Annotated in this window: 27 protein-coding genes and 1 riboswitch; of the genes, 2 read left to right on the top strand and 25 right to left on the bottom strand. The window is 44.3% G+C overall.

Annotated features, from left to right (window positions below):
• Positions 1-512 precede the first annotated feature (512 nt).
• Entirely contained in the window at positions 513-2,255 is a 1,743-nt protein-coding gene (locus FXF70_RS14975) for an adenine deaminase C-terminal domain-containing protein (protein ID WP_148780547.1), read from the bottom strand.
• A gap of 125 nt (positions 2,256-2,380) precedes the next feature.
• On the opposite strand from FXF70_RS14975, the gene FXF70_RS14970 reads away from it, so the two are divergent.
• Positions 2,381-2,602: a YgaP family membrane protein gene (locus FXF70_RS14970; RefSeq protein ID WP_148780545.1), complete on the top strand. Its 222-nt coding sequence runs from the start codon at positions 2,381-2,383 to the stop codon at positions 2,600-2,602.
• Positions 2,603-2,829: 227 nt separating this feature from the next.
• Here the strand turns inward: FXF70_RS14970 and FXF70_RS14965 are convergent, their stop codons facing one another.
• From FXF70_RS14965 to FXF70_RS14950, 4 genes are read right to left on the bottom strand one after another with little or no spacing between them, the layout of a single operon-like run.
• Positions 2,830-4,095, bottom strand: a complete 1,266-nt coding sequence (locus tag FXF70_RS14965; protein WP_048002159.1) for a peptidase — start codon at positions 4,093-4,095, stop codon at positions 2,830-2,832.
• A 14-nt stretch (positions 4,096-4,109) separates the two neighbouring features.
• Positions 4,110-4,775, bottom strand: a complete 666-nt coding sequence (locus FXF70_RS14960) for a 3-oxoacid CoA-transferase subunit B (protein WP_148780543.1) — start codon at positions 4,773-4,775, stop codon at positions 4,110-4,112.
• Positions 4,751-5,437, bottom strand: a complete 687-nt coding sequence (locus FXF70_RS14955; protein WP_008344277.1) for a CoA transferase subunit A — start codon at positions 5,435-5,437, stop codon at positions 4,751-4,753. Before FXF70_RS14955 ends, FXF70_RS14960 begins: the two co-directional genes overlap by 25 nt.
• 12 nt (positions 5,438-5,449) lie before the next feature.
• A complete protein-coding gene (locus FXF70_RS14950; protein WP_008344279.1) occupies positions 5,450-6,814 on the bottom strand; it encodes an aspartate aminotransferase family protein in 1,365 nt (454 codons plus the stop codon).
• 191 nt (positions 6,815-7,005) lie between these two features.
• Between FXF70_RS14950 and FXF70_RS14945 the strand changes: the two genes are divergently transcribed.
• Complete coding sequence (locus FXF70_RS14945; RefSeq protein ID WP_148780541.1) at positions 7,006-8,664, top strand: PucR family transcriptional regulator; 1,659 nt, start codon at positions 7,006-7,008, stop codon at positions 8,662-8,664.
• Here FXF70_RS14945 and ablB read toward each other — a convergent pair.
• From ablB to FXF70_RS14850, 20 genes are all read right to left on the bottom strand, one after another.
• Entirely contained in the window at positions 8,659-9,504 is an 846-nt protein-coding gene (ablB, locus tag FXF70_RS14940; RefSeq protein WP_148780539.1) for a putative beta-lysine N-acetyltransferase, read from the bottom strand. The genes FXF70_RS14945 and ablB overlap by 6 nt on opposite strands.
• 15 nt (positions 9,505-9,519) lie before the next feature.
• Positions 9,520-9,714, bottom strand: coding sequence for a hypothetical protein (locus FXF70_RS14935; RefSeq protein WP_035703540.1), 195 nt, complete (start codon positions 9,712-9,714; stop codon positions 9,520-9,522).
• A gap of 119 nt (positions 9,715-9,833) precedes the next feature.
• A complete protein-coding gene (purD, locus tag FXF70_RS14930) occupies positions 9,834-11,108 on the bottom strand; it encodes a phosphoribosylamine--glycine ligase (protein WP_148780537.1) in 1,275 nt (424 codons plus the stop codon).
• Between the two features lie 12 nt (positions 11,109-11,120).
• Entirely contained in the window at positions 11,121-12,659 is a 1,539-nt protein-coding gene (gene purH / locus FXF70_RS14925) for a bifunctional phosphoribosylaminoimidazolecarboxamide formyltransferase/IMP cyclohydrolase (RefSeq protein ID WP_035703537.1), read from the bottom strand.
• 15 nt (positions 12,660-12,674) lie between these two features.
• Positions 12,675-13,244, bottom strand: coding sequence for a phosphoribosylglycinamide formyltransferase (gene purN / locus FXF70_RS14920; protein ID WP_008344288.1), 570 nt, complete (start codon positions 13,242-13,244; stop codon positions 12,675-12,677).
• Positions 13,241-14,281, bottom strand: a complete 1,041-nt coding sequence (purM, locus tag FXF70_RS14915; protein ID WP_017366751.1) for a phosphoribosylformylglycinamidine cyclo-ligase — start codon at positions 14,279-14,281, stop codon at positions 13,241-13,243. The genes purN and purM overlap by 4 nt, the downstream gene beginning before the upstream one ends.
• A gap of 96 nt (positions 14,282-14,377) precedes the next feature.
• The gene (gene purF, locus FXF70_RS14910; RefSeq protein ID WP_148780535.1) at positions 14,378-15,808 is read right to left on the bottom strand and encodes an amidophosphoribosyltransferase; all 1,431 of its coding nucleotides are present in this window, start codon (positions 15,806-15,808) and stop codon (positions 14,378-14,380) included.
• Complete coding sequence (gene purL, locus FXF70_RS14905; RefSeq protein WP_008344291.1) at positions 15,784-18,015, bottom strand: phosphoribosylformylglycinamidine synthase subunit PurL; 2,232 nt, start codon at positions 18,013-18,015, stop codon at positions 15,784-15,786. The genes purF and purL overlap by 25 nt, the downstream gene beginning before the upstream one ends.
• Entirely contained in the window at positions 17,999-18,682 is a 684-nt protein-coding gene (gene purQ, locus FXF70_RS14900) for a phosphoribosylformylglycinamidine synthase subunit PurQ (protein WP_008344292.1), read from the bottom strand. Before purQ ends, purL begins: the two co-directional genes overlap by 17 nt.
• Positions 18,679-18,933 carry a phosphoribosylformylglycinamidine synthase subunit PurS gene (gene purS / locus FXF70_RS14895; protein ID WP_003214349.1) on the bottom strand — a complete coding sequence of 85 codons (255 nt, stop codon included), beginning with the start codon at positions 18,931-18,933 and terminating at the stop codon, positions 18,679-18,681. Before purS ends, purQ begins: the two co-directional genes overlap by 4 nt.
• A complete protein-coding gene (purC, locus tag FXF70_RS14890; RefSeq protein ID WP_007496901.1) occupies positions 18,926-19,648 on the bottom strand; it encodes a phosphoribosylaminoimidazolesuccinocarboxamide synthase in 723 nt (240 codons plus the stop codon). Before purC ends, purS begins: the two co-directional genes overlap by 8 nt.
• A gap of 72 nt (positions 19,649-19,720) precedes the next feature.
• On the bottom strand, positions 19,721-21,016 hold the full coding sequence (gene purB / locus FXF70_RS14885; RefSeq protein ID WP_148780533.1) for an adenylosuccinate lyase: 1,296 nt from the start codon (positions 21,014-21,016) through the stop codon (positions 19,721-19,723).
• Entirely contained in the window at positions 21,013-22,155 is a 1,143-nt protein-coding gene (gene purK, locus FXF70_RS14880; protein ID WP_148780531.1) for a 5-(carboxyamino)imidazole ribonucleotide synthase, read from the bottom strand. The genes purB and purK overlap by 4 nt, the downstream gene beginning before the upstream one ends.
• Complete coding sequence (gene purE / locus FXF70_RS14875) at positions 22,148-22,636, bottom strand: 5-(carboxyamino)imidazole ribonucleotide mutase (RefSeq protein ID WP_017359824.1); 489 nt, start codon at positions 22,634-22,636, stop codon at positions 22,148-22,150. The genes purK and purE overlap by 8 nt, the downstream gene beginning before the upstream one ends.
• Before the next feature lie 169 nt (positions 22,637-22,805).
• Positions 22,806-22,907: riboswitch (purine riboswitch) on the bottom strand.
• 79 nt (positions 22,908-22,986) lie between these two features.
• Positions 22,987-23,187 carry an NETI motif-containing protein gene (locus FXF70_RS14870; RefSeq protein WP_008344299.1) on the bottom strand — a complete coding sequence of 67 codons (201 nt, stop codon included), beginning with the start codon at positions 23,185-23,187 and terminating at the stop codon, positions 22,987-22,989.
• Entirely contained in the window at positions 23,184-23,738 is a 555-nt protein-coding gene (locus FXF70_RS14865) for a DUF2179 domain-containing protein (protein WP_008344300.1), read from the bottom strand. Before FXF70_RS14865 ends, FXF70_RS14870 begins: the two co-directional genes overlap by 4 nt.
• A 306-nt stretch (positions 23,739-24,044) precedes the next feature.
• Positions 24,045-24,836, bottom strand: coding sequence for a hypothetical protein (locus FXF70_RS14860; protein ID WP_148780529.1), 792 nt, complete (start codon positions 24,834-24,836; stop codon positions 24,045-24,047).
• A gap of 217 nt (positions 24,837-25,053) precedes the next feature.
• Positions 25,054-25,236 (bottom strand): YezD family protein, encoded by a 183-nt coding sequence (locus FXF70_RS14855; RefSeq protein WP_008344304.1) that lies wholly within the window; start codon positions 25,234-25,236, stop codon positions 25,054-25,056.
• 18 nt (positions 25,237-25,254) lie between these two features.
• Positions 25,255-25,416, bottom strand: a complete 162-nt coding sequence (locus FXF70_RS19095; protein WP_187424776.1) for a hypothetical protein — start codon at positions 25,414-25,416, stop codon at positions 25,255-25,257.
• A 206-nt stretch (positions 25,417-25,622) separates the two neighbouring features.
• Complete coding sequence (locus FXF70_RS14850) at positions 25,623-26,948, bottom strand: NCS2 family permease (RefSeq protein WP_035703624.1); 1,326 nt, start codon at positions 26,946-26,948, stop codon at positions 25,623-25,625.
• Positions 26,949-26,987: the final 39 nt, after the last annotated feature.

Raw genomic sequence — 26,987 nt, 5'->3', positions numbered from 1 at the left:
ACTATTGGCACACCGCTCCGCACTGACTTTTCCGAGAAAGCGGTATCTTTCCTGACTCATTTTTTTCAACCTCAGCAATGAGCTTTGAACGAATCATGACAGGTTTGGTTCTACGCTGAAAATGCCATCAGGTTCTTTCGTAAGCCGAAGCTTCTTTATCGTAAACAAATTCGACAAGTTTTGTCATATTCCTTGTGCGACAATCTGACAAACTTGTTTGCCTCCGATATCTAGAACACTTCTGCTCTGTTAAGTCTTTCCCTAAAAAAACAGTATGTGTAGAAAGCTTGGCGAGACGACAAACCTGCGCCCCGCCTTGCTTAATTATTCAAAATATGTTGGTCGGCCAGCGTAACCGACAGATTCATTTTACAATTGGGCACTTCATTCGTCATGTCAAAGCCCTATGCTTTGTCACCATATCTAGCAGTGAAGAGATCCATTGCTCACTCCTGCCCTATAACAGCGGTCAGAAATCTAGCAAATATGATACAGCTCCACTCTGTTATATTTTAACGCATTATAGACGGAAAGAGTACAGTTTTTTTCATGACATCAAATATTCCTCTTGGTGTCACTCGAATATACGGCAAGTGTGTGCTTTGGAAAAAGACAAGTGTATCAATTGGGCAGTCAAATGGATACCCGCGCTCAATGAGTAACTCGCGTAACGTTTGCTCCTGCTGAAGAACCGTTTCAAACGATTCAGCTGATGCACAGCCTGATAATTGCAACGGGATTTCATGCAAAATCTTTCCGTTTTCTGCGAGCACAATTCCCCCGCCAATTTCTTTCATTCGCTTATGAGCAAGCATCATATCATCTTTATTTTTCCCAATCACTAAAATGTCACCAGTGGTTGAAAATGAGCTGACAAATCCTTGCACCTTGTTTGCAAATCCTTTTAACATTGTGTTCACGCGCCACTCGCCTTTTCGATCAATCAGACTGAAGAAGCTTTGATCATGGTCACAGGACAGCTGGTTGACAGAGTTATCAATCTCCACTGTATAAGGCTCCATGATGACAGAATTTCGCATTTTGACACCAAGAGGCATTGAGAATTGCAAGTCACTCATTGTCAGGTCATAGCTTAAATCTAATGGTTCAAGCCCGCCATTTTCCCATTTTGTCTCTTGGAATTGATGCTGGTTCTCCCCTTCTAATTTCAGGATTATCCCTTTAGAAATCACCGTTTCTGGATTTGGATTCATCGGATCATCTAAAATATTCAAAGAAGCCAATCGGCCAGGACCGACCACGCCTAATAAGTCATCAATTTGATAGTATTTCGCAATGTTAAAGGTCGCCATATTGTACGCATCAATAGTAGGCACGCCTTCTTCAAGGGCAATGGAAATGAGACGATTGATCATGCCTTCTTCATAAAAATGAGGTGCTGATCCATCTGTTGTATAGAAAAAGTGATCGTAGTGCCTAAAGTCACGCTCATGCAACTCTCTTAAAATGTTCACTAAATCTGGGCGGATGGAAGAATGACGCAAGGACACATGATAGCCAAGAGACAAGCGTTTGAGCACATCGTCTGCATTCATTGCTTCATGATCACTGTCCGCTCCAAACAGCTTCATTTTTGTTAGCGTTTTCTCAGAAGCCCCAGGGAAATGTCCTTCAATTCGTTTTCTCTGCTTCTTCGTTTCTTGCATGCAATATAAAATGAGATCATCACCGTCCATTAATCTTGGCCAGCTCGTTAATTCGCCGCCTTGAAGGACGTCGGGATGATCAATCCATTCTTTCCGATAGTTAATAGGAAGCATCTCATCTTCATACCTGACCTCGGTTTGAAGATCGTATCTGGACCACCAGAAATACTGAAATGGCTGCTTTTTTAATTCACATAGAGTGGAAAGCGCTTTCTTTTCATTGCTTTGCAAAAGAAGAAATAAGTTATCGCTGACCATCGTTGTTGTGCCAAATTGAGACACATATTCTGCAAGTGATTGGGGATTATAAATATGGAACGGATGCGCGTGAGGTTCAATATACCCCGGCACAATGTATTTACCTTCACAATCAATCACACGTTTAGCTGATTTATTTTGAGGAAGCTCTGCTCCGACATAAACAATTCGATCATCATGTATCCAAATATTTGCCTTCACCCATTGCTTCAAAAACGGGTTTAGCACGAGTCCATTCGTTAAAAGGAGTGTTGGAACTATTTTTGAGTCGACTACATCGATTTGTGTGCGGATGTCATTGTTTCTCCAATTAAAAGTACGTTCGGACATTCACATACTCTCCTTCATTTGTATTAGCCCTATCGTAACATAACGAACCACGTTACGCATTAATGAAACGTTACAATTTCTTGAAATCACACTTAAAATAATTTAAAAAAGGAGAATTACTTGCAATGAAACCTAATCTTGGCTTAATGGAAGCGCTCATGAGAATTGCCTGCGGAATGACGATATGTACTGTAGCTGGATCCTTATATGCTCGAAAACCATGGAGTAAAATGCTGCTTTTTAGCATCATGCTCGGCGGATTAAAATTGGGTTCTGGTATTCTTCGTTTTTGTCCAGTGACCTATATGTGTGAACAGCAGAATACACATAAAGAGAAGGCTGAGTAAACAGCCTTCTTCAGATTGTTGACAAAGGGCTTAAATGAATTTTATTTTAACTCTTTGTCTTCCTTTCAGCGTGACATGAAAACCTTTGAAGTCTAGGAAGGGCGAGCACCGGAGCGGAGCGAATGTTACATTCGTGAGCACCGGCGCACAGACCAGCGGGCGAATGCGAGGGTTTATCTGCACGCTGGAGAAGGCTGAGTAGACAGCCTTCTTTTTTTGTGTGTGAATCACTCCGCTGCTTCGCACCATTTGACCAACGTACCAGCAATGATTTCTGCTGCTTCAATGACATGTTTGATTTCAATGGATTCATTCGGGAAATGGGCAAGCTCTGTCGTTCCAGGTCCAAACACAATGATTGGGATATCCGCTGCTTGTGACAGTAATCCGCCGTCTGTCCCCCAAGGGGCGGCTTCCACCTTTGGCGGGTGCTGCATGACCTCTTCATATTGTTCCTTCAATAGACCTAAAAGCGGGTGATCAGAGTCGATTGACCCTGGAAGCCATCTAGCACCAAACCACTCCACCTCCACAGGATGTTCTTGAAACCAATCATCCTTTTCAGCGAGTCCAGTCATCCAATTTTCTAATTCCTTCTCTGCCTGCTCAACTGTCTCACCTGGCATCACACCAAGCCTGCCTTCCATTGTGACAAGATCTGCGACAGAGGACGGCCAATCACCGCCTTGAATTTTCCCAATGTTGATAGGAATTGGAATCGGGATATGCTGAAACAGCGGCTCCGTCACTCGCTGATTTCTTTCTTTTTCTAGTGCCGCTAAATGAGAAAGGACCACCGTGCTCTTTTCAATAGCAGAAACACCGTGATACCTTGTTCCGCCATGAGCTGCCCTTCCTTTAATATGCAACCTAAACCACTTTGACCCTTGCTGAATCGGAAAAATGTTCATATGACTTGGCTCTGGAATGATGGCAGCATCCGCTGTGTACCCCTTCAATATTGCTGCAAGTGTGCCTGCTCCGCCGCTTTCCTCTTCGACGACACTATGAAACACCACATCTCCTTTCAGGGGAATCTGAAGCGCATGCAGTGCCTCAAGCGCAAAGAGTAAAGAAACGTTTCCACCTTTCATATCTGTTGCCCCGCGTCCATAAAGTCTCCCGTTTATGATATGCCCGCTGTAAGGCGGATATGTCCATTGATTCTTATCTCCTGCCGGAACCACATCTACGTGCCCGTTTAATAAAATCGATTTGCCGCCACCTTTTCCTTTCAATCGCCCAGCAACGTTGGGACTCCCTTGAAAAGATCGGCGCGGGGAATAAAAATAAGGATGCTCTAGTAATTCATCGCCGCCAATTTCCCAAACGTCTACATCAAAGCCAATGGCGGACAGTTTATTGGCCACGATCTGCTGAACCTCTTCTTCATTTCCTTGGGTGCTGTCACATTGCACCATTTGCTGAAGAAGCGTAATGGCTTCATCCTGATGCTCTTTCATCCAGTTTCTGATACGTGTCATTGGCTGCAAGTCGTTCATCCTTTCTACACAACAGATTTGACATCAGGCGCTAAAATTAATGGCGCTTCAGTCGCCCTGATGACATCTTCCGGCTGAAATGGCGGCATGACTTCACGTAAAATGAGCAGCTGAGACTTAACCTCAATGACCGCCATATCCGTAATAATCAAATCGACACACGCTTTAGCGGTTAATGGCAATGTACAAGCCGTTTTCACTTTAGATCGACCGTGTTTATCCAGATGGCTCATCACCACTACCACTTTTTTCGCTTTTTGCGCCAGCTCAATCGCTCCGCCCATACCCGGTACTCTTTTCCCCGGTACAATCCAATTGGCAAGATCCCCTTGGCTGCTTACTTCAAGTGCACCCAAAATCGTCATATCCAGCATGCCTTTTCGGATGATGCCAAAAGCAGTCGTACTGTCCATGTACGAGCCGCCCTTTGTCAACGTAATGGGAAAACCGCCGGCATTGCATAAATTCGGATCTTCTTCCCCTTGCAAAGGCGAGGCTCCTGCACCCATAATGCCGTTTTCTGCATGCAGCCACACCTCATAATCTGATGGAATGTAATCTGCTGCTAGGGTCGGAATACCGATCCCAAGATTCACAATCATGCCATCTTCAATTTCTTGAGCTGCTCTTTTGGCAATGCGGTGTCTTAAATCGATGTCTCCCATGCCCATGTCCAGTTCACTCCTTTTGATTGCACGATTTGATTCACAAATACGCCTGGCGTCACGATTTCTTCTGGATCGAGCTGCCCCGCTGCCACAATTTCTTCTGCCTCCGCAATGGTCCAGTCTCCTGCCATCGCCACAATCGGGTTTGTATTCCGTGCGCTTTTATCAAAAATGAGGTTTCCCACTTCATCTGCTTTGTAGGCATTGACGATGGCAATATCCGCTGTGAGCGCAGGCTCTAACATATAATTCTTCCCATTCAGCTCAACCAATTGTTTCTCATCGAGATTCAGGCTATCCATCCCAACATCTGTCACAATGCCCGCCAGCCCCATTCCGCCTGCTCTGATTTTTTCTGCAAGAATGCCCTGCGGATAAAAATGAACGTCTAATGTACCAGCCTGCATTTTCTGTCCGGCAATGGGATTTGAGCCGATATGAGAGGCGATGATTTTTTTCACTCTTCCTTCTGTGATGAGCCTGCCCACACCAATTTGCGGGAAACCTGCATCATTTCCGATCAATGTCAGATCTTGAATATTTGCTTCCAAAATGGCATCAATCAACGATGGTGGTGAACCCACGCCGCCAAATCCGCCAAACATGATGGTCATGCCATCTTTTAATCGCGTCATCACTTCATCCAAACCCACAGTTTTGTTCATGTTCGTTCCTCCTTACATAGCAGATGGGAAAAATCCTCGATTGATCACTTCTTGTTCGACTTGTGTGATGGTCTGACCGAATAAATCAATCAGTTCATCCATTTCCTGCTGTGTGATGGAAAGCGGCGGTGCGATCATAACCGCTGCGCCTCCGACTCCATCCTCTCCAGCGCTTGCTGGATACACAAGCAGTCCCTTTTGTTTTGCCGTTTCAACAACGAGATTGGTTATCTGAGCATGTGCAGGAAATGGCGTTTTGGATAAACGATCTGCGACAAACTCAATGCCAATCAGCAATCCCTTCCCTCTCACATCTCCTATGATGGAATGATTGACTTGCAGATCTTTTAAAGCATTCATCAGATATCGCCCAGAAAGGTCAGCCCGGTCGGGAAGCTGATGTTTTTTCATATATCGAATGACCGCTAATGAAACGGCTGCTGAAAGCGGATTGGCACTATATGTGTGCCCTGCCATGACAGAGCCGGAGCCGCTGATAATTGGTGCCATCACACGATCCGTTGAGACAACTGCTGCGATTGGAGAATAACCTGCGCTCATGCCCTTTCCAAGAACCATGATATCTGGTACCGTGCCCCAGTGTTCCATCGCAAACATTTTCCCAGTTCGTCCAAAGCCCGTCATGACTTCATCTGCGATCATTAAAATGTCGTTTTCTTCACAGACACGCTTCATTGCTTCGAAATAACCGTCTGGCGGCAGGAGCGCCGCTCCCGCTGCGCCAACAATCGGTTCAGCAATCAATGCGGCGATCCTCTCTTTTCCTATACGCTGGATGACGGTCTTAAATTCCTGAACATACCACTCGACCTGCTTGCTGTCTTCCTTTGGCAGCCATGACCGGTAGCTATAGGGCGGAGACAGCACTGGATGCTTTTCAAGCAGTGGTTCAAAGCGCTCTCTCCTTGCAATATGACCTGACATTGACAGCGCCCCTAATGTAATACCGTGGTAACTCATCCACCTTGAGATGATATGATTTTTTTCCGTCTTCCCCTGCTCCTGCCAATGCTGAATCGCCATTTTCATAGCAGTCTCCGTTGCCTCTGAACCGCTCCCTACAAAAAAAGACCAGTTCAGATCACCTGGGCAAAGTGTACTCAATTCATACGCTAGTTCTTCCGCTGGTTCATTCGTAAATTGTGACCTGTACGTAAAGCTCACCTTTTTCGCTTGCTCCGTCATCGCATCAATAATCTCTTGTATGCCATGTCCAATACTTGCCGTGACTGCCCCTGATGAGCCATCTATATATTTTTTTCCGTCCCGATCATATAAATAAATCCCCTCTCCTCTCACAGCCACAGGATATTGCTGATTTAACATCGGTTTGATTAAGTAATCCCGGGTCTCCACTTTGTCATTCCTCCCTCTCTTGTCAGCAGCTGCACTTTTCTTTTTACATGAATCGCAAGAAAATTTTGTATACTTGGTATAAGATTAGCTTAATCAAGAGGGCAGTCATCCTCCATTCGCCATATGCCCGAATTTCACATGTGTTTTTTATACATGGTGTATAAGAGTGTTCAAAAGGAGGTCATGAGTCTATGGCGATTCTCGTCAAAGATGCACTCTCGCTCGATATGATGAAAGAAACCAAACTGCTTGCTGGAGAAAATGGACTGGATCGTCTTATCCAGTGGGTGACCATTGTGGAAATTATTGAAGACACGTCTAGACTTTCCGAAGGAGAATTACTTGTTACAACTGGGTTTGGACTGACAGAAAATAAAGAAAGACGCATCCGGCTTGAAGAATTGATTCAATCTCATCGTCTTTCAGCCATTGCCATCTATAAAGGCGTGTACTTAACGGAAATTCCCGCATCACTCATTGAAGCCGCCGAAAATAGCGGTATTCCGCTCATCGAGATTCCGCCTCATGTCAATTTTTCAGACATCACAAAAGCCGTTCTAGAACAAATCGTCAGCAGTCAGCTCCATCAGCTCAAATATTCTTCCGCGATTCATCAAAGACTGACCCATTTAAATGTGAGCAATAAAAATGTCACGCAAATTACGGATGAACTGGCACATCTCACAGCGGCAAATATCGTCGTACTGGATGTGTTTTTGCACCAAACAGCAGCTCATCTCGAAACAGACGAAGTGACCTATTCCCCTGCTTTTGGCTTTCTAACAGATGACGAACCGATTGAAACCTCTTCTCTGCTCAAGCAGGCAGAGGAAAAAGGCCGGCTCGTCTATGACACATATGGTGCGTTTGTTCTAGCGGCATGCCCCGTGATTGCAATGGGGGATATTTTCGGGTTCATTGTGGCGTTAAAGAAAAAAGAGACGTGGCACCATCTCGATGCCATCGCCATTGAGCATGCCGGTGCGGTGTATGCGATTGAATGGTTGAAACAAAAAGCCATTCAAGATACAGAAAACCAAATGCAGGGGCATTTATTGGATGATATGCTGCAACAGCAATACACAGAAGAAAGTTATGTCATCGAACAAGCAAGAAAGCTGCAATATGATATGAGTGAGGAACAAGTCGTCATCTACTTTCAATTTCAGCATCAGCACACACAGCTCGATCATCAAATGGTGCAGCGCCTATCCCAATTGCTCACATCCATTTTTGAACGCAGACAAATTCCTTTTTTATTAAAGGCAAGGCTTGATTCCATTTTCGTCTTGACACCCGCAGGGAAAAGCACGTATCAAGAAACAATTTGGTATCGCGCATCAGAAGAATGCCGCAGTACTTGGTCTTATTTTTTCCCCGTCCATCCGATTGTGATTGGCATTGGAAGAGCCTACGACCAGATCAGCCTCTTTTCCAAAAGTGCAAAAGAAGCCCAGTATGCAGCAAGGCTTCTTCCTCTTTTGAAAACAGATGACAGCATCATTCATTATCAGAAGCTCGGTCTATATGGGATGCTGCTTGAAATGAACGAAGCCGGAATGAATTTGCATGACTTTTATGTGGAGCTGTTAAGCCCGCTGCTTTATACAAAAAAACAAGGAGCTGACCTCATTCATACACTCGAAGTGTATTTGGCACACAATGAAAATATTCAAAAGTCAGCGGGGGAATTGTTTATTCACCGGCATACGTTAAGCTACCGGTTGAAACAAATTGAAACGAGAACAGGCTGCAGCCTCAAATCCACTGATGATCGAATGAAGCTGCAGCTCAGTATCATGGCGTACCGCCTATCTGGTCTGCTTGATCAGATGAGAACCATTTCATGATTCATTTGGCGTTTTGACCCATAGATTCATATCTTCAATTTTGTCAAAAATATAGCAGTTGTTTTGAAAGCGCCCAGTGTATGTATACCCGAGCTGATAAAATACTTGATTCATTCCATAGGACAGTGCACGGGCAAGAGAATAAAAGACATAAATGTGCATGGATTGAAGCTCTTGTTCGAGGGCTAGAATCAAATGATGCATGAATCCTAGTTTTCTGTATGTGGGAAGGGTTGCACAATCTGTTAATTCTGCATGACCATACGGTACATTGATTTCAGCAGAAGCGGCACTTACAAGTTGACCGTCATGTTCAACGGCATAAAAAACCGTCCCTTCCTCCATTACCTTTCGGATGTAATCTGGCTCATTCATTGGTGTGGGGTACGTTTCAAAGACCGTATCATAGAGCGCTGCCAGCTTGTGCACATCTTCTGGACCGGCTTTCCTCATCACATACTCATCTTGCCACACGCCTTGATTTTTTTTAATCGGCTTTTCTTGAATAGACGTAACGATTTCATCTTCCTTCAGCCAAAACGGGCTGTTCATTCGATCTTCGGTCAGAAAGAGCGACATGCCGTATGCATCACTTCCGAGGAAATAATGAGAAAACACACCTTCAAGCCGAAAGCCTTTTTCTAAAAAAAGCGGCATATGCTCACGCCTTACTTTTACAATGACCTTAGACGCCTTGCAGTCCGCCGCTTCCTGAAGCACGGACTGAATCACATCCTGCACCCTGCCGCTATAGTCATCCAAACGAATTCGCTCATTAAATGGATCCATACAGATCAAAGCAGAAAAACGCTCGTTTGCAAGCTTCTTCAATTGCACCATACACTCATTCCCCTCTTAGCTAATGAAAAACTTCCAAATTAAAAATGAAGAAATAGCAATGCCAGAAAAAATGGATAGGATCATATAACTAATGGCTACGCCTTTTTTCAATTTATTCTGCTTAATGGCAGTCACCATGATGTTATTTATAGTTATGAGATATAAAACAAGCATGACGTTTGCAAAGATGATAAATGCTTTGATTTCCATGTTTCCTCCCTAAATCTATTCGTAATCCCATACTACTTCTTCATCATCTGCCCGCATCCCTCTATGAACAGAAGAAGAAAAAACACCTTTCCATCTCGTCAGATAGAAAGGTGTTTTGATTAAACGTTTTTCCCCGCAGCCTTCAGCGCACGGGCGCCAATGTCACGGCGATAAAATAAACCTGGCTGAATGATTTCTTCAACCGCTTCATACACTCTTGATCTTGCTGCTTCAAATGTGTCGTCAAATGCGGTCACATTTGCTACACGGCCGCCATTTGTGACGAATTGATCGTTTTCCTTTTTCGTTCCTGCATGGAAGGTGACGACATCAGAGACCGTTGTTTGCAAAGCACCGATTGGTGTGCCTTTTGCGTAGTCTTCCGGGTATCCTTCTGATGCAAGAACGACACTGACAGCGGCTGTGTCTTTCCACTGCAAGTCCACATCTTTTCCATCTAGAATATCGAGGAATACTTGGACTAGATCTGATTCTAGACGAGGGAGCACCACCTGCGTTTCAGGGTCGCCAAAGCGTGCATTGAATTCAATGACCTTTGAGCCTTCTGGTGTTAGCATTAAGCCTGCATATAAAATGCCTGTAAACGGACGCTCTTCCTGCACCATCGCGCGGGCTGCCGGTTTGACAACGTCTTCCACCGCTTTTTGTACGACTTCATCTGAAATTTGTGGAACCGGTGAATAAGCGCCCATCCCGCCGGTGTTTGGTCCTTTGTCATCTTCAAATGCCCGTTTATGATCCTGTGCGATCACCATCGGATACACCTTTTCTCCATTGACAAAGGCCATCAGAGAAAACTCTTCACCTGTTAAAAATTCTTCAATGACAACCGATGCACTCGCATCGCCAAACTTTTCATCCTCTAAAAAGTCATGCAGGCAGTTGATCGCCTCTTCAAGCGTCATTGCCACTGTCACGCCTTTTCCTGCGGCAAGCCCATCTGCTTTAATCACAATTGGGGCACCCTTTTCTTCTACATATGCCTTCGCTTCTTCAAACGATGTAAAAGTGGCGTAAGCGGCTGTCGGGATATCATAATTTTTCATTAAGTCTTTTGCAAATTCTTTTGAGCCTTCAATGACTGCGGCTTTTGCATTCGGTCCAAATACCTTGAGACCTGCTTCTTCAAATGCATCGACGACACCTGCAATTAAAGGAACCTCTGGACCAACAATTGTTAAGCCGATGTTATTGTCTTTTGCAAAACGAATTAACGCCTCATGATCACCTTCGTCGATCGGTACAAGCTTTGCTGCGTCTGTCATTCCATCATTGCCGGGTGCGACAAATACTTGGCTGACAAGTTCACTTTGATTCACTTTCCATGCGATGGTATGCTCTCTTCCACCTCTGCCGATAATTAATACGTTCACACTGTCATCCCCTTAATGTTTGAAATGTCTAACGCCAGTGAAGACCATGGCGATGCCGTATTCATCTGCCTTTTGAATCGATTCTTCATCACGAATAGATCCACCTGGCTGGATGATCGCTGTAACGCCTGCCTTTGCAGCAGCTTCCACTGTATCGCCCATTGGGAAAAATGCATCAGAACCTAGTGCACTGCCTTTTGCCTTTTCACCTGCTTGCTCAATCGCAATATTAGCCGAGCCAACACGGTTCATTTGACCAGCGCCGATACCTGCTGTCATTTGATCCTTCGCTAGAACGATGGCATTTGATTTCACATGCTTGACGACTTTCCAAGCGAGCTTTAAGTCTTTCCATTCGTCTTCAGTCGGCTCTCTTTTCGTTGGGATAGAGATCGTTGCTTCCTCTAAACCGTATGTGTCGATATCCTGAACGAGCAATCCACCATGAACACTTGTGAGCTGCTTTTCTTTTTTCCCAAGATCTGCTTCTACATCTAATGTTAGTAGACGAAGGTTCTTTTTCGCTGTTAGCACATCAAGTGCTTCTTGGCTGAACGATGGTGCGATGACGATTTCTAAGAAAATCGTATGGAGCACCTCAGCCGTTTGCTTGTCTACTTCACGATTAAGCGCCACAATGCCGCCGAAAATAGACGTTTCATCTGCTTTAAATGCACGATCAAATGCTTCTGCAATCGTTTCTCCTGTCCCAACACCACATGGGTTCATATGCTTTACAGCCACAGCCGCGGGCTCCGTAAATTCACGTACAATTTGAAGTGCTGCATCTGCATCTTTGATGTTGTTGTAGGAAAGTTCTTTTCCATGTAATTGCGTTGCAGTAGCTAAAGAGCCTTTGCTTGGAAGCGCATTTTCATAGAACGTCGCCGCTTGGTGCGGGTTTTCTCCATAACGAAGAGATTGTTTTTTCTCAAATGTGACTGTGAACTGTTCTGGCTCTGTTTCGCCAACAAAGTTCGTTAAATAATCCGCAATCAGGGCATCGTAAGCAGCTGTATGACGGAATACTTTTGCTGCAAGCTCACGTTTTTTCTCTAGTGAGACGCCGCCTTCTTTGATTTGTTGAACGACAGAATCATAATCACGCGGGTCTACAATCACAGTGACGTCCTGATGGTTTTTAGAAGCAGCACGAAGCATACCCGGTCCGCCAATATCAATGTTTTCAATCGCTTCTTCATACGTGACATCGTCTTTGGAAATGGTCTCTTTGAATGGATATAGATTCACAACGACAAGATCAATCGGCTGAATGCCGTGCTTTTCAATCTGTGCCATATGCTCCTCGTTTTCTCTCACTGCTAATAGTCCACCGTGAATGTTCGGATGAAGCGTTTTGAGACGTCCGTCCATGATTTCTGGGAAGCCAGTCACTTCAGAAATACCAATGACATCAATGCCGTTCTCTTGAAGAAGTTTGTGTGTACCACCAGTTGAAATCACTTCAACGCCAAGTTCTGTTAGTTCTTTCACAAAAGGTACAAGATTTGTTTTATCGGAAACACTGATTAATGCGCGTTTGATCGTCATGCCTTTGTCACCTCATTAAGATAATTCTAAAAGTGATTTGATCACTTTTGGATATAGTGTATGTTCTAATTCATGCATTCTTTTTTCAATGGATTCAAGGTCTTCCCCTTGTTCAATATGAATGGCTGCTTGGTCAATAATCGGGCCGGTATCCATGCCTTCGTCGACATAATGAACCGTGATGCCAGCCACTTTGACTCCTGCTTGATAGGCTTGTCCAATCGCATCGAGTCCAGGAAATGCTGGCAATAAAGAAGGGTGGATATTCACGATTTTCCCTCTGAATGCGTCAAGTAATGTCGGACCGATCAGTCGCATATACCCAGCGAGGAAAATCCATTCCACTTCATGCAGCTTCAGCTGTTCAATGATGGTTTGCTCAAAAGCGGCTTTACTCGGGAAAGCCTTCGGCGTAAAAGAAAAGGACGGAATGCCCTCTTTCTCTGCCCGCTCCAGCACCTTCGCACCCGGTTTATCACAGATCACAATGGCGGCTTTTGCCGGCCACTGTTCTTCTTTTAACGTATCAATAATAGCTTGAAAATTTGTCCCGCTTCCAGAGGCGAAGATCGCAAACTTTTTCATGAGAGGCTTCCACCACCGAAAGTGACGCCTTCTCCTTTTTGAACTCGTCCGATAAGGAAGGCTTTCTCTCCGTCTTGTTCAAGTCCGCTAATCACATCGACGAGATCATCCTCTTTGACGGCTAGGACAAAGCCGATACCCATATTAAATACATTGAACATCTCTTCTGCTTTCAATTGCCCTTTTTCTTGAATAAAGGAGAAAATAGGCGGAACTGGCCATGAACCATTATCAATCTCAACACCAAGTCCTTCAGGTAGCATACGTGGTAAATTCTCAATAAAGCCACCGCCTGTCACATGTGCCATACCGTCAACTTTGCCAGCTTTCACTTGTTTAAGAACAGGCTTGACATAAATCTTCGTCGGTTCCAGCAGCTCTTCTCCAAGCGGTCTTGTAAAAGGTTCATACGTTTGGTGAAGGTCTAGACCTGCGTCTTCAAGCAATACTTTTCGTACAAGAGAATAGCCATTGCTATGAATTCCGCTAGAGCTGAGTCCAATCAGCAAATGCCCTTCCTTGATATTCTCCCCTGTGACGATTTCATCCTTTTCAACGACACCTACAGAAAATCCAGCAATATCATATTCTTCTTCTGTGTAAAGACCCGGCATTTCTGCTGTCTCTCCGCCGACAAGCGCTGAACCAGACTGCTCGCATCCGTCAGCTACACCTTTGACAATGGATTCAATTTTCAAAGGATCTGCTTTTCCAACTGCTAAGTAATCTAAGAAAAAGAGCGGCTCTGCCCCTTGTGCAAGCACATCGTTCACACACATAGCGACAGCATCTACACCGATCGTATCGTGCTGATCCATTAAAAATGCCAGCTTTAATTTCGTACCAACACCATCTGTTCCTGAGACAAGAACGGGCTTTTTGTATGGCAGTTCAGATAAATCAAACATCCCGCCAAATCCGCCTAGAGCCCCCATGACACCTGCTCTTTTTGTACGTTCTACGTGTGTTTTCATTCGTTTAACGGCTTCGTATCCTGCTTCGATGTCGACACCGGCGTTTTTATATGCTTCTGACATCCCATTCACTCCTTTTATCTGCTTGTCTTTCATGTATTTTCGGCAGAATGAAAGAGCAGCATATCAAATCACGTTGACTGCTGCTCCATTATTCGATTATTTCGTCAGGACTGTTTCCTTCACATGAGGAAGGACAGTATCTTCATAAATTTCGGTCGGGTATTTTCCAGTAAAGCATGCTAAACACTGACCGCGCTGCGGATCATCATACTTTCTGCCAATCCCGTCCATTAAACCGTCTACAGATAAAAATGCAATGGAGTCTGCACCGATTTCCTGTCTAATTTCTTCCACTGAATGAGATGACGCAATCAGCTCTTCGTGTGTAGACGTATCAATTCCATAAAAACACGGATGAGCGATTGGCGGTGAACTAATGCGTACATGCACTTCCGTCGCACCTGCTTCTCTTAGCATCGTCACAATTCGGCGGCTTGTTGTTCCACGTACGATGGAATCATCCACCATGACGACACGTTTGCCTTCGACCACCCCGCGCACAGCAGACAGCTTCATTCGCACGCCCTGCTCACGCAATGCTTGAGACGGCTGAATAAATGTCCGGCCGACATATCGGTTTTTAATTAAACCTAGCTCATATGGAATACCTGTTGCTTCGGCATAACCAATCGCTACAGAAATACTGGAGTCTGGCACACCTGTCACGACATCTGCTTCGACATGTGCTTCTTCTGCAAGCTTCTTGCCAAGATTCTTTCTCGCACTATGCACGTTGATGCCATTGATATTGCTGTCCGGTCTTGAGAAATAAATGTATTCCATGCTGCACATGCTGCGGTTAATGTTCATTGAGAAGCGCTCAGATTTTAAGCCTTCATCATTAATGATCAGCATTTCGCCAGGCTCTACATCACGTAAATACGTAGCACCAACGACATCAAAGGCACATGTTTCAGAAGCGACAACATAAGCATCTCCAAGCATACCAAGTGAAAGTGGGCGTAACCCGTTCGGATCAAGGGCTACGATCATTTCTGTTTCCGTCATGATTAAGAAAGCATATGCTCCTTTTAACATGGACAGAGCATTTTTGATTTGATCCTTCAAATCCATATATCCGCTGCGCTTAATTAAGTGAGCGAGCACTTCGGTATCAGAAGACGTTTGAAAAATACTTCCTTGGTTCTCTAGCTGCTGCTTTAATTGCGTTGCATTGACCAAGTTTCCATTATGAGCAAGGGCAAGACTGCCATTGTTTTGCGAGCGGAAGAAGAGGGGCTGCACATTCTCAAAGCCGCCTCCGCCTGCTGTCGCATACCGAACGTGTCCGATCGCACCTTTTCCCTTTAAATCCTTAAGCTCACCATTTTGGAACACTTCCGTAATCAGTCCAAGGCCTTTGTGTGACGTCAGGTTTTCACCGTCTGTTGCAATAATTCCCGCACCTTCTTGTCCTCGGTGCTGAAGGCTATGCAATCCGTAATATGTGATTTGCGGGGCTTCTTCGTGTCCCCAAACCCCAAAGACGCCACATTCTTCGTTTAAGCCTCTGATTTCAGCAAGCATGGGATCGCTCCTTTCCATGCGCGTTCAAGCTCGTTGACTGCCGCATGAATCCATTGTTGTCCTTCTTGATTTTTGACAGTGAATACACCATCATTTGTGACCGTTCCGACTTCTTTTGCATCTTGCACAGCCGCAGCAAACGCTTCGCGGTTTTCTGGTTTCACTGTGACGACAAAACGTGACTGTGATTCACTGAATAGTGATGCTGCGCTGTTTAGATCGATCTGGATATCAGCGCCAAGACCATCTGTTCCAAATGTACTTTCAGCTAGAGCTACACCAAGACCGCCTTCAGACACATCATGTGCTGACTGAACAAGTCCGTTTTGAATTGCTGCTAAAAGGGCTTCTTGACGCGCCAGCTCTACATCCAAATCAATTTCTGGTGCTTTTCCGTAGATACGGCCTTCAGTCATTTTTTGAAGCTCACTGCCTGCGAATTCTTCCTTCGTTTCACCAATGACGAAAATCACATCGCCTGCCTGCTGGAACGATTGAGTCGTAATATGAGCTGTATCTTCAATCAAACCAACCATGCCAATAACTGGCGTTGGGTAAATGGCTGTTCCATTTGACTCGTTATATAAAGAGACGTTACCGCCGATGACCGGTGTACTTAAAGTACGGCAAGCTTCGCTAATGCCGTCAGCAGATTTTTCAATCTGCCAGAAGATTTCTGGTTTCTCCGGGTTACCGAAGTTCAAGTTATCTGTTACTGCAAGCGGACGAGCGCCTGAGCAGACAATGTTACGTGCGGCTTCTGCAACGGCGATTTTCCCGCCAACCTCTGGATCAAGGTAGAGATAACGTGCGTTACAATCTGTTGTCATCGCAAGAGCTTTTTTCGTCCCACGGATTCTGAGCACGCCCGCATCAGAGCCGGGTGCAACGACTGTGTTTGTACGAACCATATAGTCGTATTGATCGTAAACCCATTCTTTACTCGCAATCGTTGGCTGTTTTAACAGCTGTTTCAACGTATCTGCTGCATCTGTGATCGCTGGAGCTTCCACTTTTGTTTCTAAAAACTCGCGATAGTATGCAGGCTCACTTGACGGCTTGTGATAAACCGGTGCTTCTTCTGCAAGTGCGTCAACTGGAAGCTCACACACTACTTCTCCTTGATGGAGTAAACGAAGCATTTTATCGTCTGTCACATGACCGACTGAGACTGCTTCAAGGTCGTATTTTTCAAAAATATCAATGATTTCTTGCTCACGGCCTTTTTCAATGACCAACAGCATTCTCTCTTGGGATTCAGACAGCATCATTTCATACGCTGACATGCCTGTTTCACGCTGAGGGATCAGGTCTAGGTTCATTTCGATACCTGAACCGGCTTTACTTGCCATCTCTGCACTTGAGCTAGTTAAGCCAGCCGCTCCCATATCTTGAATGCCCACAAGCGCATCATTTTTGATGACTTCAAGACATGCTTCAAGCAAAAGCTTTTCCATGAACGGATCGCCGACTTGAACCGCTGAACGTTTTTCTTCTGATTCATCAGAAAATTCTTCAGACGCAAATGTTGCACCGTGAATCCCGTCACGTCCCGTTTTAGCACCAACGTACATGACCGTATTGCCAACACCTTTTGCCTGCCCTTTCTTGATGTCTTCGTGGTTGATTAACCCTACACACATCGCGTTAACGAGCGGGTTGCCTTCATAGCTTTGATCAAAATGAACTTCTCCGCCGACTGTTGGAATACCGATACAGTTTCCATAGCCTGCAATCCCTGCCACTACTTCTTCAAACAAGTACTTCACGCGCGGTGAAGTCAGTTCACCAAAACGAAGAGAGTTTAATACCGCAATTGGACGAGCACCCATGGAGAATACATCACGGATGATTCCGCCAACACCTGTTGCTGCTCCTTGATACGGTTCAATTGCAGATGGATGGTTATGTGATTCGATTTTAAATACAACCGCTTGGTTGTCTCCAATATCAACGATTCCAGCGCCTTCCCCAGGACCTTGAAGAACATGCTCTCCTTTTGTCGGGAATTTGCTTAAAACAGGCTTTGAGTTTTTATAACTGCAATGCTCTGACCACATGACAGAAAAGATACCCGTTTCTGTGTAGTTTGGCAGCCTGCCAATAATGGATTCGATTAAAGCGAATTCTTCATCACTCAATCCCATTTGCTGATACAATTTCTCTTCTTTAATTTGCTTGTGACTTGGTTCAAGCAGTAGTGACATGAGTGTCCCTCCAATTTTTCACGATAGATTGAAACAATTTAAGTCCGTCTGCGCTGCCTAGTAATGAGTCAACCGCGCGCTCAGGGTGCGGCATCATGCCGAGTACATTGCCCTGTTCATTCGTTACACCTGCAATTCGATTGACACTGCCGTTAATATCGTCACCGTAAGTGAAAGCGATTTGGCCTCGTTCAATCAGCTTCGCTAACGTGTCTTCGTCACAGTAGAAGTTACCTTCACCGTGTGCTACAGGAATCGTAATCGATTCACCTTTTTGATAACCGCTTGTAAATTGCGTTTCGTTGTTCTCTACAATGAGTTCAACTGGACGACAGATAAATTTTAGATCTTTATTCCGTCTCATTGCACCTGGCAAAATGCCAAGCTCCTGAAGAATTTGGAACCCGTTACAAACACCAAGAACAGGTTTTCCTTCCGCAGCTGCTTTTTTCACAGCCGGCATGATGTTAGAAAAACGAGCAATCGCACCGCATCTTAAGTAATCCCCATAAGAAAAACCGCCTGGTACGAGTACACCGTCAAAACCATCAAGACTCGTTTCGTCGTGCCATACATATTCAACTTGTTCACCTAACTCATCTTGAATCGCATGATACATATCGATATCACAGTTAGAGCCAGGCAAGACGATCACTGCAAACTTCACTGTGCGACAACCTCCTCCACCTCATAGCGGTAATCTTCAATCACCGTGTTGGCAAGCAATTTTTCACACATTTCTTTGACCACTGTATCTAAGTCACGATCTGATTTCTCAATGACTAGCTCCATATATTTCCCGATACGGACATCCTTTACTTCCTGATAAGACATGCTGTGCAAAGCGTGCTGCACGGCACTTCCTTGTGGATCAAGAACGCTCTCTTTTAAGCTGACAAAAATTTTCACTTTATACATGTTTATGGCCTCCAAGTCTTTTGAAAATTTCTTCGTATGCATTTGTTAAGCCGCCCAGGTTTCGTCTGAACACGTCTTTATCAAGCTTTTCGTTTGTGTCTTTGTCCCAAAGCCTGCACGTATCAGGTGAAATCTCATCAGCTAGCAAAATACGATTCTCGTGATCTATTCCGAATTCAAGCTTGAAATCAATTAAATTCACATGGCAATCTGAGAAGATTTGCTTCAATTCTTCATTCACTTGTCTTGTGATTTGTTTCATTTCCTCGACCTGTTCAGGTGTCGCTGCATGTAAAATGCGAATATGATCTTCTGTAATGAGCGGATCGCCGAGTGCATCATCTTTGTAGTAAAACTCGATCAAAGGTGTGTCCAGTTTCGTTCCCTCTGGAATCCCAAGACGTTTTGACATACTGCCTGCCACCACGTTTCGCACAACGACTTCAAGCGGTACGATGTCTACCTTTTGAATGAGCTGTTCTGTTTCAGATAGGCGTTTCACAAAGTGATTGTTGATTCCTTTCTCATGTAGCATTTGAAAAATCAAGCTGGAAATTTCGTTATTCAGTCTGCCTTTGCCTTCAATTTCCGCTTTCTTTTCACCGTTAAATGCTGTAGCTGAGTCTTTATATTCAACATATAAAATATGCTCGTCATCGGTCTGATAGATTCTTTTCGCTTTGCCTTCGTAGAGAAGTTCTTGTTTCACAGTCATTCAGATTGGCCTCCTAATTTGAATGTTGGCAATTTTCAGGATTAGGCGCCTGACTAGCAGGCGGCCCATTTCTTACGCAAGACCTAGACGTTCGAAAATCATATCGACATTTTTCAAGTGATAGTTGTAATCGAAGCAGTCAGCGATTTGTTCAGGTGTTAAGCGTGAAGTGATTTTCTCTTCTGCTTCTACTAATGTACGGAATGGTACTTGTTTTTCCCAAGCTTCCATCGCTTTTGGCTGAACTGTGTCATATGCTTCTTCACGTGCCATACCTGTATCAATGAGTGCAAGCAGAACACGCTGTGAGTAAATTAAGCCGAGTGTGCGGTCCATGTTGCGCTTCATGTTTTCAGGGAAAACCGTTAAGTTTTTCACGATGTTTGAGAAACGGTTGAGCATGTAGTTCAGGGCAATCGTTGCATCTGGTAAAATGATGCGTTCAGCAGATGAATGAGAAATATCACGTTCATGCCAAAGCGGTACATTTTCATAAGCAGTCAGCATATAACCACGGATGACGCGGGCAATTCCCGTCATATTTTCAGAACCGATTGGGTTTCGTTTATGAGGCATCGCTGATGATCCTTTTTGTCCTTTTGCAAAGAACTCTTCTACTTCACGTGTTTCACTCTTTTGAAGACCACGAATTTCAACAGCAAATTTCTCAATGCTTGTTGCAACTAAAGCAAGGGTTGCCATGTAATCTGCATGACGGTCACGCTGCAAGGTTTGGGTTGAAATTGGTGCAGCTTTGATGCCAAGTTTCTCACATACATATTGCTCAACAAACGGGTCGATGTTCGCATATGTGCCAACAGCACCAGAGATTTTGCCGTATTCGATGCCGGCTTTTGCTTGTTTAAAACGTTCTAAGTTACGCTTCATTTCCTCGTACCAAAGACCAAGCTTTAGGCCAAATGTTGTCGGTTCAGCGTGTACACCGTGTGTACGGCCCATCATGACGGTATATTTGTGCTCTTTTGCTTTTTCTTTTAGTATGTCAACAAATCTCTCAATGTCCTTGAGCAAAATATCGTTCGCCTGTTTTAATAGATATGAAAGCGCCGTATCCACTACGTCTGTCGATGTTAACCCGTAATGAACCCACTTTCTTTCTTCTCCTAGAGATTCAGATACAGCACGCGTAAAGGCAACCACGTCGTGGCGCGTGTCTTGTTCAATCTCTAGAATACGATCAATATCAAAGCTTGCATTCTTACGCATAGTCACAACGTCTTCTTTCGGAATGACACCAAGTTCTGCCCAAGCTTCACAAGCGAGAATTTCTACTTCAAGCCATGCATTAAATTTGTTTTCCTCTGTCCAGATTGCTGACATTTCTGGTCGTGCGTAACGTTCGATCATTTCCCGTTTCCTCCATCTCTTTCAGTCCATATCTTTGTGATGTTTGCCATCCATTCATCATCAAGCTGTTTCATAAATGTCATATGCCCCATTTTGCGGCCGGCTTTTACTTCATGTTTGCCATATAGATAAAGCTTCGCTTCCTTTAAAAGCTCAGGATGTTCTTTTGGGATGTCCACTTCATCGCCCAGCAAATTCACCATCACACCCTCTGATAAAAGAGCTGTTCCGCCAAGCGGCAAACCGCATATGGCGCGAATGTGCTGTTCAAACTGACTCGTCTCACATAAATCCAATGTGTAATGTCCAGAGTTATGCGGGCGCGGTGCCAGTTCATTGACGAGCAGCTTCGCTTCATTTGTCAGGAACAGTTCAACAGCAAGCGTACCGACCAGCCCTAGCTTTTCAGCAAGCGTTGTTGCCAGCTCTTTTGCTTTCTCCTGAATGCTGCCATCTACCCGTGCAGGCACGATGCTTTGGAATAAAATATTGTGCTTATGAATGTTCTCAGCGACTGGGAATGTCGCAATTTCCCCATGAACAGACCGCGTCACAATCACGGACAGTTCCATTTGGAAAGGAACCCAGCTTTCTAAAATACATGTCCCATGAGTGAGAAGTGCAGCCGCTTCATGAAGCTGATCCTTCTCTTTGATCACGTACTGTCCTTTACCGTCGTAACCACCTCTGCATGTTTTCAGCACAGCTGGCAAACCAAGCGCATTTACTGCGTCTTCCAGCTCCTTCTCATCATGAACGATGCGATAAGGGGCGACTTCACAGCCTGCATCTACAATCCCTTTTTTCTCCGTTTCACGGTTTTGGGTTAAAAGAAGGAGTTCGCTTCCTTGCGGTAAATACGCCTCTTCCTTCAGTTGGTTGAGTGCATCATAATCAATGTTTTCAAATTCATATGTGACCACATCACTGATGTCCGCCAGCTGCCTTATTGCTTCAAGGTCACTGTATGCGGCTGTGATTTCTGTATCAGCAACCTGTCCACAAGGAGAAAGTGTGACTGGGTCAAGGACTGCTGCCCGGTAGCCCATTTGCTTTGCACTGACGGCCATGTATCTGCCAAGCTGTCCGCCGCCGATGATACCAATGGTTGCGTTTGGAAAAATGGTCTGCTTAGCCAAGCTGATCACTGCTTTCTAATACAGTTTGTTTTGTTTGCTCTCTTCTTTCTTCAAGGCGTGCTGCAACGGCTTCATCGAATGCTGAAATCATTTGTGCAGCTAAAAGGCCTGCATTTGTTGCACCGGCTTTGCCGATTGCCACTGTGGCAACAGGTACACCGCCTGGCATTTGAACAATGGATAATAAGGAATCCAGCCCGTTTAATGCTTTTGATTGTACGGGCACACCAATGACCGGCAGTGTCGTTTTTGCTGCGACCATCCCCGGTAAATGTGCTGCGCCTCCAGCACCGGCAATAATGACCTTGAGTCCTTTACCTCTTGCTTCAGTCGCATATTCAAACATCAAATCAGGTGTCCGATGTGCGGATACAACCTGTTTTTCATACGGAATGTTTAATTCCTCTAAGATATCGCACGCATGTTTCATTGTTTCCCAATCAGATGTACTTCCCATGATGACACCTACAAGCGGCTTCATTTTGTCCCCACCTTTAAGCTATTATTCGATTTTGTATCGTTTGACACGCTTCCCAAACCTAAGCAGCTTGTCAAACGCCGAACAAAAAGGCCCGGTTTGTATTGCATTGTTAGGAAGCAACACAAACCGGGCCATGGTAAGCGCTGTTCGCTTTTAAAACGCCATGTCAGTTTTGTTCACTATCCTGCATAGTCCAGTCATTTACGGTAACTGGGTAGAAACTTATGGGCCATATTCCCAAGATTATATGAGGCTCGTGTTTTGATTTCATGTTTATCTTAACAACGGATGTTCATGATGTCAACGGATTTATCGAACAATCTATGAAGTCGTCGTTTTAATGTTCGGATTTAGAGTATTTTTCCCTCAAATACGATTTTTTTCCCAATCGGAATGATCTGAATCGACCCATTTTCCTTCTTTTCCTGAAAGATCGGTTCCTCCATTCGTCGGACAGGTGAGTAGCCTTCCTCCGCCATCTGGGACAACACTTGATCAATCGTCATGTTGTCTTCCACGTAGAATTTCTTTTTCTTTGGTTTTGCGGTCATTCTTTAATTCTCCTTTTCTTCACAGCCTTCACCCAGAAGCCGCCATGAATCGTTTTGGGCTCATACGAAATGATAAACGCCTTTGAATCAAGCGTTTTAATCGTTTCATATAATTGCAGTTCATATTTTCTCGGTGTTAAAATTTGCATCGCTGACCGGTCTCCTTCAAGACCTCCTACTACCCAGTTGGTGACGCCATATCCTTTTTCTCTCAATTGTTTTGGGAGATCTAGATCGATTTCTTTTGTAATCACGTTCACAGTAATGTAGCCTAGTGCCAGCTTCTCTTCAATTTTCATCCCGACAATGATTCCAATCCCATAACCTAGCGCATACGCAATGACATTTTGTACTTGATCTAAGTTATCTAATACGATACTCAAACCAATGACATAAATCAGCATCTCGACAGTACCAGCAAAAGCGGCTGCATACCTTCTGCCTTTCATTGTTAAAATTAAACGCATAGTGGAAAAAGAGACATAAACAATGTTAATCACTAAAATAATCAAAACCATGGTGAACGCATTGGATAAAAGTTGTTGAAGCACGATTCGAACCCCCTGCACTAAAAATCAAATAAAGCACCCCATATTCTACTAGAGAACAAACCTTGATACAATCAAATTTGCGCGAGAAAAACACATATATCTTTCGACAACAAGGGGTGGTCTTTGTTACCAAGAGTTTACCCGTTTTTTCCTCTTCTCAACATGAAAAACCTCCTTTTTCAAAAGGAGGCTTTAGATGGTTGATAAAGGGCTAAAATATACTGTATTTTAACCCTTTGTCTTCTTTTCAGCGTGATAGAAAACCTTTGAATTTTAAAAAGACCGAGTACACGCTGAAACGTGTTTTTATCCAAACCGAACTGGAACAAGTGATGGGATCAAATACTCTCCGACAATGCCCCATAAAAGGGCAATGATGACGAGCTCAATCAACAAAAAGACCCAGCCGGCATACATCAAGTCTCCCCGCACAGCTTCTTGATCTGATTGAATGGAGCGGAAGAGCACAATGGCAATCAGCTGAAGACCGAAAAACATCATGACGGATAAAATCACCGTTACATATGGAATATTCAGCATGGCAAATACAAGCCAAAGGATAGATAAAACCAAAACCGGCACAAGCATGGCACCGAACTTCATGATCACTTCTTTCAGCGAGATGTTCCCTTTCAGCATGTACTTACCGAGCACCCAAACCGTCAGCATCATCAGTGTCAACAAAATGAGTGTAAAGACCGCTACCTTCAAAAAGGCGTCACCAAAAGAATAATGAATACCAAAACCTAATAAACGGGTCTTTGACGCCTTTAATTGAACGTAGTTGCCTAAAGCAAAAAACACACTGAATAACACAATTGAAATCCAGGCGTACTTCATGCGTAAAGTGTCCGCTTGATGGATCGCACGGCTCGGTGATTTTAACATCGCGAGCCCATATGAGCCATAGCGCTTAAACGCACCGCCTACACCTCTTGCAATGCGCTGAATGGCTGAACGCTCTTCATCAGTTGGCTTAGCCGTTCTTCCTCGTTTTGCAGCACTGCGGCTGAGGCGAGACTGCCTTGTTTCTTGATCTATTGATGGCTCTTCGTTTTTCGTTTCAGATGTGACCTGCTCTTGATCTTTCTCTAACATCCCATATCAACTCCTATCTCAGACAATCCGCACAGGCTCAGGTGACCTGTCCGGATGACTCCTATTAAAGTAGCGGAGTCTCTCTATTCAGTCAAGATTCCTTGACGTTCATACGAATAGACGGATAAAAGAATGAAGAGGTTTTAAATGGTGAGAAAATAAGCCAAAACAAAAAAGCTGATGAGTGGATCAGCTTTTCATCATCTTTCATCACTTTTCATGAACGATAGCGCCCCTGCTTTGCTTTCTGAATCCGAAGATTCTCCTGGTGTGCGGGGAAACGAGTCTTTTCTGTCGTATCGACTTGTGTAATTTGTCCATTATGAATGGTGATCACCACCGACCCGTATTCAATCCCTTTTAAGGCAGATAAAATAAAATTCAGCTTTTGTTCATCCATCGCTCATCCCCCATCCCACTAATTTTGCTTTCGCTCTTTTAAATAGAGAACCTCATTTTCCAGCTCATGAATCGTATAATGCATGAGCGCTTCATGTTTTTCTTCATGCCCCCATAAAAGGAGTTCCTCAATCAATACCTGCTTTTTCCTCTCAATCACCTGCCTAAGCCAGCGTGACAAGTCATCCCCTCCCCTTCATGATGAATGCAAGAAAAAAGGCACTCTGAACCCTTCTATAGAAAAAGGAAATCAAAGCGCCTTTGGTGATCCAATCAGCGAATTATGTCTTTTTATCATAAACATATAATTCCTATAAGTCAACTATGTTTTTAAAATTTCCCTACAAAAAACAGCAGCCTCCATGAGCTGCTGTTTCAGACAAACCATTAATGATTTAAGAAAGCAAAATATAGAATAAAGATGACAAACAGGCCGTACATAATTGGATGCACTTCTTTTGCTTTTCCTTTAAAGATCATGGTGATCGGGTAGAAAATGAAACCAATTGCAATCCCTGTCGCAATACTATATGTGAGTGGCATCATAATCATGGTTAAGAAGGCCGGTACCGCAATTTCAAAACGATCCCATGCGATCTTTGCAAGAGGTGCAACCATCAGTGCACCGACAATGATTAAAGCAGGTGCCGTTACATTCGGTGTCACGACAGATAAAAGCGGCGAGAAGAACATCGCAAGTAAGAAGAAAATACCTGTCACGACAGCTGCAAACCCAGAGCGAGCACCCGCAGCAACACCTGAACTAGATTCAACATAAGACGTCGTCGTTGATGTACCAAGAACAGAACCGACGACGATAGAAGAAGAATCCGCCAGAAGCGCTTTTCCTGCACGCGGCAGCTCATTATTTTTCATTAAACCAGCCTGCGTTGCCACAGCCACAAGTGTACCAGCTGTATCAAAGAACCCAACGAATAGGAACGTTAAAATGACCACAAGCATTTGAATGGAGAAGATGTCTGGCAAGTGAATCAAGGCTTGACCAAAAGTTGGAGACAAGCTTGGAATGCTATCTACAATTTGAGATGGAACTGGCACAAGACCAAGGATCATCCCAGCAATAGCTGTCACAAGCATCCCAATGAAGACACCTGCATTCACTCGAAGAACCATTAAAATGACAGTCACAACGATTCCAAATACCGTCAACAATACAGGACCACTATGAATGTTTCCAATCGAAACGAGCGTATTATCGTTATTGGCAATAATACCGGAGCCTTGAAGCCCTACAAATGTAATGAACAAACCAATCCCTGCACCAACAGCCAGCTTCAGCTCACTCGGAATAGCATTGATGATTTTTTCACGGAAACCTGTTAAAGAAAGGGCAACGAAAATCAATCCTGAAACAAACACACCGGAAAGTGCTGCCTGCCATGAAATCCCCATACCAAGAACAACTGAGAAAGCGAAGAACGCATTCAGCCCCATACCTGGTGCAATCGCAATCGGGTACCTGGCGATCAATCCCATCAGGAAACAACCTGCCGCAGAAGCTAACGCTGTAGCTGTAAAGACAGCCCCCTGATCAATTCGTAATTTATCTGGAAAATCCGGTACTGCTACTAAAGCAAGTGTGATCGGATTGACAAACAAGATGTAAGCCATCGACAAAAATGTCGTTAAACCGCCGATGATCTCTCTGCGATAATTCGTACCTAACTCATCAAACTGAAAAAACTGTTTCAAAGCCAACTGACTCCCTTCATGTCCTTTTGCTTTAGTCTG

Origin of the sequence: Bacillus sp. Y3 (genome assembly GCF_008123875.1) — a bacterium.
Classification (GTDB): Bacteria; Bacillota; Bacilli; order Bacillales; family Bacillaceae; genus Bacillus; species Bacillus altitudinis.
This window is presented reverse-complemented; position numbering and strand designations above follow the sequence as displayed.